General features: G+C 57.2%; 15 protein-coding genes and 2 pseudogenes. 10 read left to right on the forward strand and 7 right to left on the reverse strand.

Features of this window, described 5'->3' with window-relative positions:
- The 6 genes from tssI to KVQ74_RS17445 all read left to right on the forward strand — a co-directional run.
- The coding region (gene tssI / locus KVQ74_RS17420) for a type VI secretion system tip protein TssI/VgrG (RefSeq protein WP_217832412.1) at positions 1-1393 on the forward strand (1393 nt) is incomplete at its 5' end.
- Complete coding sequence (locus KVQ74_RS17425) at positions 1390-2214, forward strand: DUF4123 domain-containing protein (protein WP_217832413.1); 825 nt, start codon at positions 1390-1392, stop codon at positions 2212-2214. The genes tssI and KVQ74_RS17425, both read left to right, overlap by 4 nt.
- A gap of 52 nt (positions 2215-2266) precedes the next feature.
- A complete protein-coding gene (locus tag KVQ74_RS17430; RefSeq protein ID WP_217832414.1) occupies positions 2267-3127 on the forward strand; it encodes a hypothetical protein in 861 nt (286 codons plus the stop codon).
- Between the two features lie 80 nt (positions 3128-3207).
- Entirely contained in the window at positions 3208-5367 is a 2160-nt protein-coding gene (locus KVQ74_RS17435) for a lipase family protein (RefSeq protein ID WP_318837840.1), read from the forward strand.
- Between the two features lie 341 nt (positions 5368-5708).
- Positions 5709-5978 carry a DUF2790 domain-containing protein gene (locus KVQ74_RS17440; protein ID WP_217832416.1) on the forward strand — a complete coding sequence of 90 codons (270 nt, stop codon included), beginning with the start codon at positions 5709-5711 and terminating at the stop codon, positions 5976-5978.
- A 90-nt stretch (positions 5979-6068) separates the two neighbouring features.
- Positions 6069-6467: a hypothetical protein gene (locus KVQ74_RS17445; RefSeq protein WP_217832417.1), complete on the forward strand. Its 399-nt coding sequence runs from the start codon at positions 6069-6071 to the stop codon at positions 6465-6467.
- Here the strand turns inward: KVQ74_RS17445 and KVQ74_RS17450 are convergent.
- Entirely contained in the window at positions 6464-6733 is a 270-nt protein-coding gene (locus tag KVQ74_RS17450) for a DUF1652 domain-containing protein (protein WP_217832418.1), read from the reverse strand. The genes KVQ74_RS17445 and KVQ74_RS17450 overlap by 4 nt on opposite strands.
- A 370-nt stretch (positions 6734-7103) precedes the next feature.
- Between KVQ74_RS17450 and eco the strand changes: the two genes are divergently transcribed.
- Entirely contained in the window at positions 7104-7586 is a 483-nt protein-coding gene (eco, locus tag KVQ74_RS17455; RefSeq protein ID WP_217832419.1) for a serine protease inhibitor ecotin, read from the forward strand.
- A 72-nt stretch (positions 7587-7658) separates the two neighbouring features.
- On the opposite strand, the pseudogene ilvA reads toward eco, so the two are convergent.
- Positions 7659-8617 (reverse strand): annotated as a pseudogene (gene ilvA / locus KVQ74_RS17460) (threonine ammonia-lyase, biosynthetic); the annotation flags it as partial.
- Between the two features lie 281 nt (positions 8618-8898).
- Here ilvA and KVQ74_RS17465 point away from each other — a divergent pair.
- Complete coding sequence (locus tag KVQ74_RS17465) at positions 8899-9237, forward strand: DUF2834 domain-containing protein (RefSeq protein ID WP_217832421.1); 339 nt, start codon at positions 8899-8901, stop codon at positions 9235-9237.
- Here KVQ74_RS17465 and KVQ74_RS17470 read toward each other — a convergent pair.
- Both KVQ74_RS17470 and KVQ74_RS17475 read right to left on the reverse strand, forming a co-directional pair.
- Complete coding sequence (locus tag KVQ74_RS17470) at positions 9218-10141, reverse strand: magnesium transporter CorA family protein (RefSeq protein WP_217832422.1); 924 nt, start codon at positions 10139-10141, stop codon at positions 9218-9220. The two genes, KVQ74_RS17465 and KVQ74_RS17470, sit on opposite strands and share 20 nt — an antisense overlap.
- 7 nt (positions 10142-10148) lie before the next feature.
- Positions 10149-11723, reverse strand: coding sequence for a RimK family protein (locus KVQ74_RS17475; protein ID WP_225930074.1), 1575 nt, complete (start codon positions 11721-11723; stop codon positions 10149-10151).
- A gap of 92 nt (positions 11724-11815) precedes the next feature.
- Here KVQ74_RS17475 and KVQ74_RS17480 point away from each other — a divergent pair.
- Positions 11816-12253, forward strand: a pseudogene (locus KVQ74_RS17480) (GNAT family N-acetyltransferase); the annotation flags it as partial.
- 49 nt (positions 12254-12302) lie between these two features.
- On the opposite strand, the gene KVQ74_RS17485 reads toward KVQ74_RS17480, so the two are convergent.
- Together KVQ74_RS17485 and KVQ74_RS17490 are read right to left on the reverse strand one after the other, a co-directional pair.
- On the reverse strand, positions 12303-13454 hold the full coding sequence (locus KVQ74_RS17485; protein ID WP_217832424.1) for a PQQ-dependent sugar dehydrogenase: 1152 nt from the start codon (positions 13452-13454) through the stop codon (positions 12303-12305).
- 39 nt (positions 13455-13493) lie between these two features.
- Positions 13494-13835, reverse strand: a complete 342-nt coding sequence (locus KVQ74_RS17490; protein ID WP_217832425.1) for a hypothetical protein — start codon at positions 13833-13835, stop codon at positions 13494-13496.
- 189 nt (positions 13836-14024) lie between these two features.
- Between KVQ74_RS17490 and ku the strand changes: the two genes are divergently transcribed.
- Positions 14025-14891 (forward strand): non-homologous end joining protein Ku, encoded by an 867-nt coding sequence (ku, locus tag KVQ74_RS17495; protein WP_217832426.1) that lies wholly within the window; start codon positions 14025-14027, stop codon positions 14889-14891.
- A gap of 83 nt (positions 14892-14974) precedes the next feature.
- Here the strand turns inward: ku and lpxO are convergent, their stop codons facing one another.
- Complete coding sequence (gene lpxO / locus KVQ74_RS17500) at positions 14975-15874, reverse strand: lipid A hydroxylase LpxO (protein ID WP_217832427.1); 900 nt, start codon at positions 15872-15874, stop codon at positions 14975-14977.
- Positions 15875-16233: the final 359 nt, after the last annotated feature.

Below are 16233 nucleotides of genomic sequence, written 5' to 3' on the forward strand. Positions count from 1 at the left end.
TTACGACTTCGAAAAACCGAAGATCCTGCCCGAAGGCGCGGTCAAGTCCGCGTTCATGCCGGATCTGGAAGACTACGACTACCCCGGCCGCTTCACCACCCGCGAGCGCGGCAAGCTGCTGTCGACCCGCGCCCTGGAGCGCCATCGCAGCGACTACACGCTGGTCGAGGGCAAGGGCGACGAGCCGACCCTGACCAGCGGCCACTTCATGACCCTGGCCGAACACCCGCGCGCCGAATGGAATGACCTGTGGCTGCTGCTCGAAGTCCTGCACGAAGGCAAGCAGCCGCAGGTGCTCGGCGAAAACGTCACCAGCGACGTCACCGACAACAAAAGCGACTTCCATCAGGGCTACCGCAACAGCTTCCTCGCCACCCCGTGGGATGCGCACTACCGCCCTGCCCTCGAACACCCGAAACCGAAAGTCCTCGGCAGTCAGACCGCCATCGTCACCGGCCCGGCCGGTGAAGAAATCCACTGCGACCAGTACGGCCGCATCAAAGTGCAGTTCCACTGGGACCGAGACGGCCAGGCCAACGACCAGACCACCTGCTGGCTGCGCGTCGCCAGCGGCTGGGCCGGCAGCGCCTACGGCGGCATCGCGATTCCGCGCATCGGCATGGAAGTCCTCGTCACCTTCCTCGAAGGCGACCCCGACCAGCCGCTGGTCACCGGCTGCCTGTACCACAAGGAAAACGTCGTCCCCTACGACCTTCCGGCAAACAAGACCCGCAGCACCTTCAAGACCCTGAGTTCACCGGGCGGCAAGGGCTACAACGAGTTCCGCATCGAGGACAGAAAAGGCGCGGAGCAGATCTACCTCCACGCCCAGCGCGACTGGGATGAAAACATCGAGCACGACCAGAAGATCCGCGTCGGCAACGAACGGCATGACACGGTCGAGGCCAATGTGCTCAGCGAATTCAAGGTGGAAGAACACCGGATTACCTACCTGGATCGCAAAAGCGAAATGCGCGCGGACGACCACCTGACGGTGGGCGTGACCCAGCATGTGAAGGTGGGGACGGCGCAGTTTGTCGAGGCCGGGACGGAGATTCATTACCACGCGGGCGAGAAGGTGGTGGTTGAGGGGGCCATGGAGCTGACGGCCAAGGCTGGTGGCAGCTTTGTGAAGGTTGATGCGGGTGGTGTGACCATCAGCGGGGCTGACGTCAAGATCAACACGGGCGGCGCCCCTGGCGTAGGTACAGGAATCGGCATTCTGCCGCCGGTGATTCCGTGGCTCGCCGCCAATGACAAGGCAGGCGCCGTCCTTGTCCCGGCTGCCGTACAAATGGCCATGGCCAAAGCGGCTCGTGCAACTGGCAATACTCGTTGCCCAATCTGTGAAGCCTGTCGTGAGGGCAAATGCGACATTGGAGCAACGGCATGAGCGATGCACTCAATAACTGGCTGGGCGAGCAATCACGCCTCAACCGCGTCCTGATCCTGGCCCTCGACAGCCTCGCCGAACCGAACCCGGTCACCTCGCTGTACAGCGCAGGCGTGATGCAACGCTCCGTGCAGCTCTACCGACGCACCGAATTCGTCCAGTTCGCCGCCATCAGCCCCTGGCTGACTGAACTACAAAACCCGGGCAATGACGCCTTCCGCCAACTGCTCGATGATCCACAGCGCAACTGGGGCTGGATCGGCAGCATGGACAAGGCCGACCTCGATAGCCTGACCCAACACTGGATCGACCGCATGGTCATCGACGAAGACGGCGACCGTTCCCTGTTCCGCTTCCAGGACAACCGCGTACTCGCCCGCTGCCTGGGCAACCTGAAGGAAACCGAGTGGCCATTGTTGCTTGGGCCGATCAGCAGCGTGCTGTATTGGGACGAAGAACAGTGGAAGAGCGCGGATAACAGCCGGCCAGGAATGTATCAAGTACCTACTCCTGAACCGTGGTTGCGCAATCCCGAGTCTGGCGAACAGGCCCGAAGCATTTTGCGTGAAAACCTGAAACGGTGGTTATTGACTTACCACCTTGAGGCAGCTGCTGTACTGGCTGAGACACGGACAGTCAGTGAGTGGCTGGAGGAGCAGCTCGATCTGCTTGATTCCTGGGGTTGGCAATTACCCGAACATAGAGAGTTGATGCTGAGTCGACGACTGTCAGAACAATGTATGCGGGAAGTCGCGTGGACTCCTTTAACAGGAGAAACACCTCAGGAGCATTTTGCAAGATGCCAGCAAGTGTTCGGTTGAGCCGAAGAGTTTTTATCAATTAAGTTAAGAATATTCTCTCAGGAAGCAATAAATGAGCAAGTTCAAGCTTTCACCCCACACAAAGCCATTATTGCTTCTAACGTTGTCTTTGCTGGGAGCCTGCACTTCAGCTGACCAAATCGTAAAAAGCAGCGTAGAAAGCGTGACCAACCATTACGGGGCTGACTCTTTCAATTTGATAGCGACTGCCCCTGCCAACTTTGGATTGACCTCTAAATCACAATACTCGCCACAGGCTGGGCAACAATGTAAAACCTACCTCGCAGGTCTGGGAGGTGAGGTCACAAGCCAGCATCAAAAAACAGATAGTATTGATGTGAAGAGCATAGAACAAACTGCCAAATTCAATATCCCGCTCAATTACCACGTAGCCGGATGCACTATGGAATTGACCCGGGTAGACGTCGCTATCGATGGTCACTATGGGACATCCCCATTGGATATTGGAGGCGATGTCGGCGGAATATCTGTTATAGCCGATACACTTACGGGGGGATTGACATCTTCTTCGTCTGCCAGCTCCGAATTTAGAGGCCTATGCACATGGATGTTTCAACTCAGCGTCGCACGCATCCAACAAGATGGAATCTCAAAAATATTATCATGCAACGCAGCTGATTCAGATTGGAGTGTGTCGTCTGACTACTTCGAGCGCAATAAACCCGGCGGGACAATTCCACGATCAAGCCTTAAAAACAAAGACGTAAAATTCACTTTTCGCCTATCAAAAGATGAAGAACCAAGTATGGACAATCGGTGGATTAAAACCGATAAAGGGTGGAAACCGTGTCAGGGAAGCGCAACATCTAATAGATGCCAAACACCTCCAGTTTTCAAGAAATTCAAAATGAACGGCCGCGAGTGCACGGTATATCCAACTTGCACTGAATAAGGATATTTCCTATGACGGACCCATACCTGTGTGATAAAAGCGTCTGCCCCGCCAGGGGTAGCTGGATAAGTTTTAGATTGGTGGATGAGTTCGGTGACGGCAAGCCATACGCTGGCTTGAGCTATGAGTTGACCGACGCTGAGGGCCAAAAATACGACGGCAGCCTGGACGGTGATGGCTATGCCAAAGTCACCAATAATTACAAAGGCCCGGTGACGTTGACGTTAGCAAAACCTTATGCAGGCGGAGATGCTTGGTATGAAAACCTGGTCGACCGAAAAGATTACCGAATACCCCTGACTGAGTTCCAGGTTGCTGCCGAAAAAACGCTACATCGCCCGATCGGCAGTACAGCTAAAAGTGGTGCTTATAGAGCATCTTCAGAAAAAGCTGAATATTACAATGTAGAAGTCGGACAGTTTGTGAAGTACAAGCGCCACTTGCCCTTTCCAGCAAAACTATCCAAACCCGTTCCTTATGGCTGGACAAAGCTTGCCTGTGACTTTGGCAAGGGGAAAATTCCAGACTATGGTACAGCGCTTCTACCAGATAAACATTACGTTCTAGAAGTACGTGCTTTAAGGGCGTTCAGACCATTAATCTCTCTGGCACCTTCGTTCAGCGCTGTAAACCTTTATAATCTTTCGCTATTTGCTACGCTGAGTTATGGTGAATTTGGTCAAACACCTGAAGATCCAAACGCCCCAAAAAAACCCGAAGATCCGAAATCGCCGGAACCTGGAGGCGAACTAAAATTCCCTATAGTAGGGACTATCGGTCATGTGATTCAAACTTGCCTGGCCTGCTACCAAGAACCCATGCGTTATGCAGATGCTAAAACCATAAACTATCCAGTTGTTGAAGACGTACCGTATTCAAGACGATTAGAAATAATTCCTTACGATCCTAAATCCTATAAAAACTCAAGCGAGCAGGAGACTCCATCGCAAGTTCACTTCTTTAATGATGAGCGTGGATATTCGTTAGACTCGAAGAAAACCGATACGCAAGCGTATGCAACTCACGACGATCGAATGATCCTGATTGCAATACGTGGAACGGCGGAAAAATGGGACGCCTTGCGTGACGGAGATGCGGAACAAGTCCCAATTAAAGACGGAACGGGGAAGGCTCACCAAGGATTTCACGATGCTTATGTAGTGTTACAACCTTTCATAATCAAATACCTCGAAAGATTTCGTACAAACAACCAGAGAGTTGTGGTTTGTGGCCACAGTCTGGGAGGCGCGATTGCACTGTTATTAGCTGAATGGATACGTCAAAACTATGATGATCAAGTAATTCTTTACACCTTCGGCTCCCCACGAGCAGGTGACGCGGACTTTGTCGAAAAAGCCAAACCTCTCGTTCATCATCGAATTGTGAACAACAATGATCCCGTACCTAGCGTACCCGCAGCCTGGATGGATACCAAAAAGGCAGTTTGGGTCACTGGTGTTGCCGCCACTGTCACTGGTGGGGTCGCTCCGATTGTAGGCGGAATTGTTTTCGGGGCCGGATTGAATCGATTCGGTGGAAAGCCATACCGTCATCACGGCATACAGCGTTATTTCACCCCGTTAAGGCTTCCAGGTAATCAGATGTCATCGGTTCTGTGGACTCCAGGTTGTGAAGGATATGAAGAGTCGGCAATGACACAGCTCTGTTATGCCAATGTCAAAAATAATGACACGCCGGAACGGAGCGGTTTCGGAGTACAAGTAATGAACGGAGCCGATCATACAATGCTCGGCGGATACATTCCTGCGTGCTGGGCGACATTACGTCGTTGGCAAGATACTCAAACTAGTGGTGGAAAAATCATTACTGCGCGCGAAGCGCTCAACTTACGGACTCAACTGAAATTCTACCGCTCTGAACTGGAAAAATGGCAGAGCAAACAACAAGTTGAATTTCCAGGCGGAACAATTGAAGGCAGACCTCAGGATCGCGCAACAGCTATTCAGAGAAGATCGACCATGTCTGATCTGCAATCCCGCCAGAAAGAAATCGACCTCGCAGTGAGCCACAATAAAAAAGAACTCGAAAGCATCGAGTCCACCCTGAGAAATATTGATTTATTGGAGCAAACCACCGTGGAGCTTTCCGATGTTTACGGCGATCGTGCCGAGTTGCCAGAACTGAAAGCTCAAATTGAACGATGGGCCAGTCACAAAGAAAACCAAGCCATTGTTCGAGTCGCCCAAATTCCACAAGGTGCGATGACGAGCACGGTGTGAGCGCTCCCGGTTCGAGCCTAGACCAAGAGCCATGGGTAGATTCTCTACCCTCGGCCACCTCTACTAATGAGGTCTGATCAAACCGGTGATCGATGATTTTGCAGCGACCGCCAAACAACCTTCACCAACCACCGAATGCAGACAAGGCATTCGCTGCCCCGCATCCCGAAGAAAACCACCCCGCTCCCTGACAGCCGGCGTTCAGTCTGCTTAACCATCGCTTAACGCCGCAGTCAAAGACTCTACTGAACCGCACGCCCTCAGCCCGTTGCTGACGCCCAGTGCGGCAGGTCTGGCGTGTTTCACGCCGGACTTTCTTTCCGTCGCACGGGAGTCACTCAATGAACATTCGCCCATTCCTGCTCACCATCGCCATCATCTGCACCGCGTTCACCGGACTGGCCCAGGCCAACGACAGCACAACCACCTCCAAAGCCGTGCCTTACGAGTACGGCATGCCGCTGCACGTGGCCAAGGTCATTTCGATGAGCGAACCACAAACGCAACAGTGCAAAGTGATTACCGCCGACATGAAGTACATCGACAACACCGGCAAACCCGAGGAAATCAGTTACCGGAAAATGTCTGACGCCTGTGACTTCCAGAACTGACAGAAAGCTCTGATTTGCGTGTTGGCGGTAGTCGTGTGAGGAGTGTCGGAGTTATTCTCAAGACCCTCCTCACTGCCGCAAGGATTCGCCATGCAGTTGTCGTTTCGCACGTTGTCGGGCATCACTTCTTCGCTGTGTTTTCTACTGGCCCTGATCTGGGGCTTTTTACCGGATGGGTTGCTGGCGATCTGGAGCATTGAATACTCCGAGGGGACAGGTTTCGTCGCGCGGCGCAGTGCGGTGCTGTTCGCGGCGCTGGGAGTGATGTTTTATCTGGTGCGCAACGCACCGCCGTCGATGGCGCGCAATGCGCTGAGCAGCGGTTTCATCGTCGGTTGCCTGGGCTTGGCCGTGCTGGGTTTCGGCGAATGGCTCAATGGCCACGCCGGACCGGGGATTCTGCTGGCGGTGGTGGTCGAGCTCGCGCTGGGTCTTGGTTTCGTGCAGGCCCGGCGCGTGACGGTCGAACTGAGTGAAACGGTCGGTTAAACGGCTTTAGATCGCGGTGTGAAATGATGCGACGCGGTATGTTGCGCCAGATCGGTACGCAGCCCGGCGATCAGATCGTTGATTTCGCGGCAGCCATTGAGCTGGCTCGCATCGATACCGCTGACCAGCAGATCAACCTGATCGGTCTGGTGATCGCCGAAAACCTTGACGGTCATCGACAGATCCGGGGACAGCGTGCATTGGCAGCGTTTCGGCAGAAAACTGCTTTCAATGATGTTACGAAGTTCCAAGGCAGACAAAAACATGGCGAATCCTCTCCTTTTTGTAAGACTGCCAATCAAGTATTCACATCGACCGCTTTAACTGACCCGCTACGGGTGTATCCCCGCTGTTCCCTGGGTGCGAAAAGTGGCTGTACTGCGAAATGCCCATTGGAGTGTAGGCGCCCAAACCCGGTGCGCCGCACCAAATAGACGCATAAAGCATGCCTTTCATCGGGTAGTTTCGGGCCTCATGAAATCAAGCACTTGGCGGCATGGCCAGTATTTGGCCAGTTGCAAAATGCAAGAATCGGCCGCTGTGGCACTGCATTCTGCAACCCGCCGCCGGTTTGCATTCGACGCCCACGACAGTAAGAATGCCCACTGACCACCCTACACCCGCCAGGAGGCTTTCATGGGTTCTTTACGCGTTTATGCGACCACCGGGCTGATGCTCGCCAGCCTCTGCACCCTCGCCAACGCGGCCAGGCTCGAAGACACCGCGCCTTATCCGAAGGCCGAAGCCGGTTTCACCCGCCAGGTCATTCACCTGCCGCAACAGGCTGAGGAAGAAAACTTCAAAGTCGAAATCCTCGCCGGCAAAACCCTTGAAGTCGATTGCAATCGCCAGCACCTGGGCGGAACGCTGGAAGAGAAAAACCTCGAAGGCTGGGGCTATCCGTTCTACCGACTGGAGAAAGTCAGCGGTCCGGTGAGCACGATGATGGCCTGCCCAGGCAACAAGAAAATCCGCAAATTCGTCCCCGTGACCGGCGACGGCTTCACGTTGCGCTACAACAGCAAACTGCCGGTGGTGATTTACGCGCCGCAGGACGTCGAAGTCCGCTACCGCATCTGGTCGGCTTCGGACAAGGTCGGCACCGCCATTACCGAGTAGTCGAACCACTTACGGCGCTTTTTTCAAAGCGCCGTTTCTTTTGCTGTTTCACGCCGGGACGCCGCACGCAGCGGCGCGCTCGGCGACATGGCGCAGGCTGTCGAAGTTGATATTCGCGCCTGAGTCGATTGCCACCAGGGTCTGCCCACGGACGCCGCTTCTCGCCACGTAGCGCCTGATGCCAGCAACCGCCAATGCCCCGGAAGGCTCGGTGATCGAGCGGGTATCGTCGTAGATATTCTTGATCGCGGCGCAGAGTTCGTCGTTGCTGACCGTGATCACTTCATCCACACAGAAGCGGCAGATTTCAAAACCGTACTCGCCGATCTGCGCCACCGCCACACCATCGGCGAACGTTCCGACGTCAGCCAATACCACGCGCTGTTCGGCCTGGATCGCGGCTTGAAGACAGGCCGAATGCTCCGATTCCACACCGATGATCCGCACTTCCGGCCGCAGGTATTTGACGTACGCCGCGATGCCGGCGATCAATCCGCCACCGCCCACCGGAACGAAAATCGCATCCAGCGCGCCTTGGTGCTGGCGCAGAATTTCCATCGCCACCGTACCCTGCCCGGCGATCACGTCCGGGTCATCGAATGGCGATACGAAGGTACGCCCGGTCTGTTCGGCCAGTTGCAGCGCATGGGCCAGGGCGAAGGGAAAACTGGCGCCGTGCAGCAGCGCCTCGCCCCCGCGACTTCGCACACCCAGCACCTTCAACTCCGGGGTGGTGGCGGGCATGACGATGGTCGCCGAGATCCCCAACTCGCGCGCCGCCAAGGCCACCCCTTGGGCATGATTGCCCGCCGATGCGGTGATCACCCCGCGTTCCTTTTGTGCGTCGCTCAGTTGCACCAGTTTGTTGTAGGCGCCACGGATCTTGAAGGAGAAGGTCGGTTGCAGGTCTTCGCGCTTGAGCAGAATCCGGCTGCCCAGCGCTTCGGACAGCGCCGGGGCCGACTGCAACGGCGTGCGCACCGCCAGGTCGTAGACCGGCGCGGCAAGAATCCTTTTCACGTATTGCTCAAGCAGGGCTTGCTGGTCGGGGCTGTACGGCATGATCGTCTCCTTGGCTTTGATCAAAACCCCGGAGACAGAAAGTGAAAACCCGCCTCTAGGGCGGGTTGGGTGCTGCAGTCGTGAGCTAGCCCGCCAAATGAGGAATGGCGGTAATAATGCTTGGCTGGCAGCGCAATACGGTGGAAGTCATGGGCTGGAAGTTAGCCCGGAGGTCAGGGGCAAGTCAATGGCGAATTTTGCGCCAGGTCTGTAGGCTGGCCATTCGCTCATCTGACCAAGGAAGGAATGCATGATGTCCATTGCCCTGCCCCTCACCGCGTTGATCGCATTCAGCGGCTACACCGCTGCCGTAATGCTTCAAGCCGAGCAATCACTGGTCGACTTCGGCATCAGTCTTATGTCGCGCCCTGATACCGCGCAGGTGGTGATCGATCTTTACCTGCTGGCGACTTTGGCCGGCATCTGGATGTACAAGGACGCACGCAAACGCGGGCAGTCAGGCTGGTCGGTGGTGCCGTATCTGTTGCTGACAGCAGTGTTTGTGTCCGTCGGGCCGTTGTTGTATCTGGTGACCCGAGGCCTGCAGGAGCGCAAACGCCCCGCGTCCGTCATTTCGCCAGACGCCTGAGCCCGAACAACATCCCCCCTGCCCCCAGCATCATTGCCGCCAGAAACAGCGGATACGACACCCACCACGGCGTGCCGGCGGTCATCATGCTGAATTCGGACATGCCGCCAATGCTCGCAATCAGGTTGAGCGGCAGAAACACCACGTTGATCAGCGTCAGTTTGCGCAGCAGGTTGTTCATGCTGTTGTTCATCAGGTTGCCGCGTGCGTCGATCAGGCCCGAGAACACCGTGGAATAGATTTCCGCCTGCTTGTAGCACTGGTTGTTTTCGATGATCAGGTCATCGATCTGCCCCAGCACCTCACCGCCAAAGCCCTGCTTTTGCGCGTGGTTGCGCAGTCGCGTGAGTACCGCGCCGTTGCTGTGCAGGGCGTTGATGTAATAGATCAGGCTTTCACTGAGGTTGAACATCTGCACCAGATGCTGGTTCTGCATCGAGGCGTTGAATTTTTGCTGCAACTCCCGGGCGACCAGTTTGATCACCTTCAAATGCCCGAGGTAGTGATGAATGTTGTGGAACAGCAGGTCGAGCAGCACATCCAGCGGTGTGTTCAGCGGCTGGCGGGTGCCGAGGCCGTGCAGCGGCGTGTCGTCGGTGGCGATCACCAGCAACTGCCCCGGTGAGAACAGCAGCCCGCAGGACGCCACTTCGAACGCCAGGTTGCCACCGCCGGAATAGTTTTCCGGACGTTTCCAGATCAGAAACAGGTGGTCGGGGTGGAATTCGATGCGCGACACCTCGTCCGGATCGAGCGCCGAGGCCAGCGCATGCTCATCGACCTTGAAATGGCTGTGCAGCACGTCGCGCTCGGCGACATCGGGATTGCTGAACAACATCACCTGCGCGTCGAGCCGCTCGACCCGCTGCAACCCGCCATCATTCAATGCAAAGCTGTGGATCATCGGCGCCTCACCAGGCCTGGCCGCGACGCTTGAGTTCCAGACGCCGCACGAACTCTTCCAGCACCAGCGAATACAGATCGTCCTGCAAGTACGCGTCTTCGATCCCGGCGTCGAGGTTCGGGTTGTCGTTGACTTCGATGACCACCACTTTGTCGCCCGCCTGCTTCAGGTCCACGCCGTAGAGGCCGTCGCCGATCAGGTTGGCGGTCTTCACCGCCAGTTCCACCACCGCGCGCGGCGCCTCGTGAACCGCCAGCGTGCGGCACTCGCCGTTGACATCCTGGCCTTTGGCCTTGTGGTTGTAGATCTGCCAATGGCCCTTGGACATGAAGTACTGGCAGGCGAAGATCGGTTTGCGGTTGAGCACGCCGATGCGCCAGTCGTAGTCGGTGTAGAAGAACTCCTGGGCCAGCAACAGCACCGAATGTTCGAACAGTTCGGCGGTGGCTTCGAGCAGCGCCTGCTGGCTTTCGACCTTGATGACCCCACGGGAAAAACAGCCATCGGGAATCTTCAGCACCAGCGGAAACCCGAGGCGCTCGCCGACGCGCTCGAAGTCTTCCGGTCGCTCCTTGTAGAGGATTTCGGTGGCGGGCATACCCAGTTGATGGCTGTTGAGCAGGTCGGTCAGGTAGACCTTGTTGGTGCAACGCAGGATCGACGCCGGGTCGTCCATCACCACCAGCCCTTCGCTTTCGGCCTTCTTGGCGAAGCGGTAGGTGTGGTTGTCGACGCTGGTGGTTTCGCGGATCAGCAAACCGTCGTACTCGGCCAGTCGCGCGTAATCCTTGCGCTCGATCAGTTCCACCTCGATGCCCATGCCTCTGCCGACCCGGATGAAGTTTTCCAGCGCCTGCGCGTTGGAGGGCGGCAGCGCTTCCTGCGGATCGTGGAGGATCGCCAGGTCGTAGCGCGCCATTCGCCGGGATCGCGGGACGCGCCAGACTTTACGGCTGAAACTGTCCAGGGCATTGGCGAACTGATCTTCCTGATCGTCGCGCAACTTGTGCAAGGCACCGGACTTGATGCCTTCGATGTGCCAGCCGTTAGTTCGACGAAACTCAACTAACAGGATCGGGCAGGGAAACACTTCAAACAACTGCCGTGCCAGATCCTGAAGCGGCTCTATATGGGTCTTGCCGAAATAAAGGGTCAGCGTGAAGCCTTCGGTATCGTTGTAAAGATGATGACTGAGGGCTTTTTCCAGGGTCTTGTCGAGGTCATCCAGCGCAAGACCGTAAAGTGCCTTGCGCGTCAGTTCGCTGATGGTGCGCACCGACGGAATCACCTTGTGCCCCCGTGCCTCGGCCAGCAGCGAACAATAGTAGCCATGGCCCAGATACTTGTAGCTGCGGCACAGATTGATCACCTGCACCCGCTTGCCCGACTCGCCGTCGCGGGTCTGTTCCAGGTATTCCTGGGCGCTGACGATGTCCTCGCTGGGAAAGTATGAGGCCCAATCTTCCTTGCGTTCGACGATGATCAAGACTTGACTGGAAGTGATTGCAACCGGGCTCAAACAGGTTGCTGCCGGTAAACTTTGTTTGGATACTTCGCGCCAATGACCCTGTACCGCTGACATAGAAATCGATCCGTTGGAGAACAAGACCTTTTCTATTAAGCACGGGATTTTCCAAAAGTCCCGTTTCGTTACGTAACTTTTACGGCGGTCATATGGATACTGTTTTTCGCTTGGCGGTAATGGATGATTTGCCGGCACTGCTCGCGCTGGAACTGCGTTGTTTCGCTACGGATCGCCTTAGCCGACGCAGCTTTCGCAGGATGATCGAGCGAGCGCACGGGCAGTTGCGGGTGATCGAAAGCGAGGGCCAATTGCTCGGTTATGCGCTGGTGCTGTTTCGACGCGGCACGTCATCGGCACGGCTGTATTCGATCGCGATTGCCGGCACGGCCCGTGGTGGTGGATGGGGAAAGCGGCTGCTGCAACACGTCGAGGCCTGTGCGGCCGAGCATGGCTGCACCCATCTGCGACTGGAGGTTCGCATCGACAACCCCGTCGCTATTGCCTTGTACGAGCGCAACGGCTATCGGCGCTTCGGGTTGATTCACGATTACTACGAAGACCACACCGATGCGTTGCGCATGCAGAAACCTCTTCCTTGAGAGGAGCGCGAGGGAGGCTGCCTCCCTCGCCCCCCGGCTATTTCAAGCCAACCTTGTACAACGAGCCATTGGACTCGTCCGTCAGCACATACAGATAGCCGTCCGGCCCCTGCCGTACGTCACGGATCCGCTGCTTGAGTTCGCCCAACAGACGTTCTTCATGCACGACCTTGTCGCCCTCGAACTGCAAGCGGATCAGCTCCTGACTCACCAGCGCGCCGATGAATACGTTGTGCTGCCAGGGCTTGAACCGGTCCGCATCGTAGAACGCCATGCCGCTGACGCCCGGTGATTTTTCCCACACATGATGGGGGCCGACAGTGCCCTCGGCGGTCTTGCCCTTGGCTTCCGGAATCGGCAGCAGGTTGTAGTTGATGCCATGAGTCGCCAGCGGCCAACCGTAGTTCTTGCCGCGTTCGATGATGTTCACCTCATCACCGCCGCGCGGGCCGTGTTCGTTTTCCCAGAGGGTGCCGGTCCACGGGTTGAGCGCCGCGCCCTGCGGGTTGCGATGGCCGTAGGACCAGATTTCCGGGCGTACCCCGGACTGACCGACAAAAGGGTTGTCGTCCGGCACCTTGCCGTCCGGGAAGATCCGCACGACTTTGCCTTGCAGCTTGTCCAGATCCTGCGCGGTCGGGCGGTCGTTGTTTTCGCCCAGAGTGATGAACAGATAGCCGTCGCGATCGAACACCAGCCGCGAGCCGAAGTGATTGCCGACCGACAGTTTCGGCTCCTGGCGAAAGATCACCTTGAAGTCCTTCAGGGTTTTCAGGTCATCCGCCAGACGCCCGCGTCCCACAGCCGTTCCGGCCTTGTCGCCAGCGCCCCCGCCCTCGGCGTAGGACAGGTACACCAACCGATCCTGTTTGAAGTCCGGTGACAGCGCCACATCGAGCAACCCACCCTGGCCCTCGGCCCAGACCTTCGGCACTCCGCTGATCGGTGCCGACAGCTTGCCGTCGACGCCCACCACCCGCAGATTGCCGGGGCGCTCGGTGACCAGCATGCCCTGGCGATCCGGCAGGAACGCCAAGGCCCACGGATGTTCCAGATCCTGGGCGAGAGTCGTGACTTCGAGCGTGCCTTGCTCGCTCTGCAATTCTTTGGGAGCCGCTGCAAAGCTCGGGGCGGTGAAACTGATCAGGGCGCCGGCACACAGGCTGGCCAGCAGGGTTTTACGCAACATGCACGATTCCTTTTGTTCGTTGAAAGAAAGCGACAACGCTCAACGGTTGCTGTCGGTACTGCGCGAAGGTGGATTGGGAATGAAGGTCGGCGGCGTACTCGGCACCGAACGTTGCGGCTGGCCATTGCCAATGCCGCGATTGTCCAGGGTCGGCGGGCGTGGCACCGGAACGGTGTTCGGCCCACGAATGGTCGGGGCACTGGGCTGAGTGCCCTGCATGCTGTTGGGGTTGGCCCGGCGGATCGGGCTGTTGTAGGGATTATTGCTGTTGCCGGTCGGACTTTGCGCCAGCAACAGAGCCGACGACGGCGACGCGCCATCCGCGTGCGCCAGGCCTCCACCGAGGATCAGGGCAACGATGCCAAGCAGGAAACGGTTCATGGACGGCCTCTCTCGATGCACGTGGAATTGAGCCTTCGAGTCCACGCTACGCCGAGGGTTCGGATTTGTTAACCGCTTATGTGTCCGCAAGATGTAACACGACTTGACCTGACGGCCTCTCCCCTCGACAAACAGGAAACTTTTGCGCCCGGCCATCAGTCACCTGAACATCACTCGGAGGACACCACCATGGCTCGGGCAATCTGGAAAGGCGCAATCAGTTTCGGGCTGGTTCACATCCCCGTCGCACTGGTTTCCGCCACATCGTCCCAAGGCGTGGACTTCGATTGGCTCGACAGCCGCAGCATGGATCCGGTGGGCTACAAACGGGTGAACAAGGTGACCGGCAAGGAAGTCACCAAGGAACACATCGTCAAAGGCGTGGCCTATGAAAAGGGTCGCTACGTAGTGCTCAGTGAAGAAGAAATTCGCTCGGCGCATCCGCTGTCGACCCAGACCATCGACATTTTCTCTTTCGTCGACAGCGAATCGATCCCCTTGCAGAACATCGACACGCCCTATTACCTGGCGCCGGACAAACGCGGCGGCAAGGTCTACGCCTTGCTGCGCGAAACCCTGAGCAAGACCAAAAAAGTTGCCCTCGCCCGGGTGGTCCTGCACACGCGGCAATATCTGGCCGCCTTGATGCCGCTCGAATCGGCGCTGGTACTGGTGAAATTACGCTGGCCCCAGGAGGTGCGCAGTCTCGATGAACTCGCGCTGGGCAGCGAAGTGACCAAGCCGCAACTGGCCAAGGGTGAGCTGGACATGGCCAGGCGTCTGGTAGAAGACATGAGCGCGGACTGGACGCCGGAGGACTACAACGACGAGTTCGAGAACAAGATCATGGCCCTGGTGGAGAAAAAGGCCCATGAAGGCAAGATCGAGGATGTCGAGACGGTGGGCGGCGAGGAAGCGCGCAAAACAGCGGATGTGATTGACTTGACCGAGTTGCTCAAGCGCAGCCTCGGCGGGAAAGCGCCGAGCAAGCCCAAAGCGAAAGCGGCCAGCAAATCGGCACCGGCCAGGAAGGCCAAAAAAGCTTCGGGGGAATGAGGTCGGTCAGACCGGTCCTCGGCTGGAGGTGCGGGCTTCTTGGAGGCAAGCCCGCGAAGGCGCCAATCCTGGCGCCACAAATCTCAGATCCAGATAAAGATCGCCAGCAAAGCCGCGAAGATCGCCCACTTCTCAAGGTAGTAGAGCTTGCGATTACGCTTCTTGAGCTCTTTGCCACGCAGACGGATCTTGTAGATTTTGGTGAACAACCGGTTGATGCCACCGGTGCGGTCCCCAGCATCGTTCGGCGCGCCCGCCGCCGACATCACGGTCCGGCTGAACCAGCCGTTGAACGCCGCCGCCCAGCGATACTTCATCGGACGCTCGACATCGCAGAACAGGATAATGCGGTTCTGGTCGGTGGTGTTTTCCGCGTAGTGAATGTACGTCTCGTCGAACATCACCGCTTCACCGTCGCGCCAGTGGTAGTTCTCGCCGTCGACGTTGATGTAGCAACCGGCGGCGTTTGGCGTTTCCAGGCCCAGGTGATAGCGGTACGAACCGGCGTACGGGTCGCGGTGGCGTACCAGTTTCGAACCCGGTGGCAGTTCAGCGAACATCGCCGCCTTGATCGAACCGATGCTCTGCACCAGTTCAGTGGTCCGCGGGCACAGTTTCATCGCCGACGGGTGGCTGTCGCCGTACCACTTCAGGTAGAAGCGCTTCCAGCCGGTCTTGAAGAACGAGTTGAAGCCGACATCGTCGTACTGGTTCGAGCGTTTGATCTCGCCGGCACGCAGCAGATTCTGGCCTTCTTCGCGGATTTCCTCCCAATGCGCCTGCAACGGGCTCAGATCCGGAAAGTCCGCCGGATTTAGGTACGGCTTGTTCGGAATCTTCGAGAACAGATAAAGGAAGCAGTTGATCGGCGCGAGAAACGTCGAGTGATCGCTCAGTTGGCGACCGAGCTTGTGGCGCACGCGACCGCGAAGGTGAACGTATGCAATGGAAATGACATAAATTGCGGCAATGATGAGTTTCACGGAAATCGTCACACGTCAGAAGTGAACAAACTGCGCGCCTGAAAGGCTAAAGCCAAAGGTGGGTGGCAGTGGTCTGATACAAAACAGCGTCCCGGTGGCGCATCCCTGAGCCCGCGCCGTACAAGGCGCTGGGTGAATGGATGGCATTTTAGCCACACTTTGTAACCAATAGTGAACCTTCATCTGTGAAAAACTGTCCGGCGTTTGCGCCAATCGGCAATCGGGATGTCAGCGCCCTATCGCTTAAAGAGCCAGACCAGTACAATCGCCGCCAAACTTTATGCGCCCCCCTTGGTTGATGACGGGAAAACCCGCTTCAGCGCGCTTCGACTTGGGTCAAGCGCTCCCAGCTGCACCCT

This window comes from Pseudomonas botevensis, from assembly GCF_019145475.1.
Taxonomy (GTDB): Bacteria; Pseudomonadota; Gammaproteobacteria; order Pseudomonadales; family Pseudomonadaceae; genus Aquipseudomonas; species Aquipseudomonas botevensis.